Here is a 1,441-nt window from a genome sequence, read left to right on the forward strand (position 1 = left end):
GCGCCCGCGGCCGCCGGCGCGGACGGGCTGTCGCGCGCGAGCCGGCGCGGGCTCGATCTGTTCGCCTTCTTCGTCGCCAACCTGCAGACCGGGTTCGGCCCGTTCCTGGCGGTGTACTTCACCCAGTCGAAATGGACCCAGTCCGACATCGGCTTCGCGCTCACCGTCGGCAGCCTGGTCAGCCTGCTCGGCCAGGTCCCCGGCGGCGCTTTCGTCGACGCGATGCGCTCGAAGCGGTTCGCGGCCGGCGTGTCGGTCGCCGCGATCTCGGCGAGCGCGCTGGCGCTGGCGCTGTGGCCGAACTTCCTCATCGTCCTGCTCGCGATGGCGGTACATTCGGCCGCGAGCTGCATCCTGACGCCGGCGATCGCCGCGATCAGCATCGGCCTCGTCGGCCATGCCCGCGCCGGCGAGCGCCTCGGGCGCAACGCCAGCTTCCAGGCGATGGGCAACGCGGTGGCCGCCGCCGGCATGGGCGCTTGCGGCTACTACCTGTCGAACGACGCGGTGTTCTACCTCACCGCCGCCCTGGTGGTGCCGACGATCATGGCGCTCTCGGCGATCCGCGCCGAGGAGATCGATGCCGGCGTGCGGACGCAGGAGGCCGAGCCCCGCAGCGGCGACGCGGCGGCGGGCGGCGTGAAGGCCCTGCTGACCAACCGCGCGCTCCTCAGCTTCGCGGCCTGCATGACGCTGTTCTTCCTGGCCAACGCCGCGATGCTGCCGCTCGTCGGCAGCGTCCTGACGCTGCGGGCGAGCGAGACCGCGACGGCGCTCGTGGCCGCCTGCATCATGGTCCCGCAGGTGGTGCTGGCGGTCCTGGCCCCCGCCGTCGGCCGGGCGGCGGAACGCTTCGGCCGCTATCCGGTGCTGCTGGCGGGGTTCGCCGCGCTTCCGATCCGCGGCCTGCTCTTCGCCTACACCGACAACCCCTACATGCTGGTCTCGATCCAGGTCTTCGACGGCATCTCGGCCGCGGTGCTCGGGGTGATGGTGCCCCTCGTCGTCTCCGACCTCACCCGCGGCACCGGCCGGTTCAACCTCGCGCTCGGCGCCGTCGGCACCGCCATGGGGATCGGGGCCGCGCTCTCGACCTCGCTCGCCGGAATCCTGGCCGACCGGCTCGGCAGCCACACCGCCTTCCTCGGGCTGGCGCTCGTCGGGGCCGGCGCCTTCGCCCTCGTCGCGCTGATCATGCCCGAGACCCGGCGCGGGGCGGCACGATGAGGATTCTCGCGGCCTGCACGGGGCGGTCCGGCACCGGAATCGCATACCGGTCAAACGGCGTTCAGCTTCGTGCGATAAAAGCGCGGCGCAGAAACGGGCTCACGCAACGGTTGACGAGGCTGTTGCGTTGCCCCGCCGGCGCTTATTTTTATCCGCGTCCCGTCGTAGTGCCATCCGCCAACGCATTCCTCGTGTCGACCGCCCCGTCGCTCAC

At 71.9% G+C, this 1,441-nt stretch carries 1 protein-coding gene; it reads left to right on the plus strand.

The features are described from left to right. Window positions 1-27: 27 nt before the first annotated feature. The gene (locus FV230_RS28260; protein WP_147844714.1) at window positions 28-1,227 is read left to right on the plus strand and encodes an MFS transporter; all 1,200 of its coding nucleotides are present in this window, start codon (window positions 28-30) and stop codon (window positions 1,225-1,227) included. Window positions 1,228-1,441 lie beyond the last annotated feature (214 nt).

The organism is Methylobacterium sp. WL6 (assembly GCF_008040095.1).
In the GTDB taxonomy this organism is placed as follows: domain Bacteria; phylum Pseudomonadota; class Alphaproteobacteria; order Rhizobiales; family Beijerinckiaceae; genus Methylobacterium.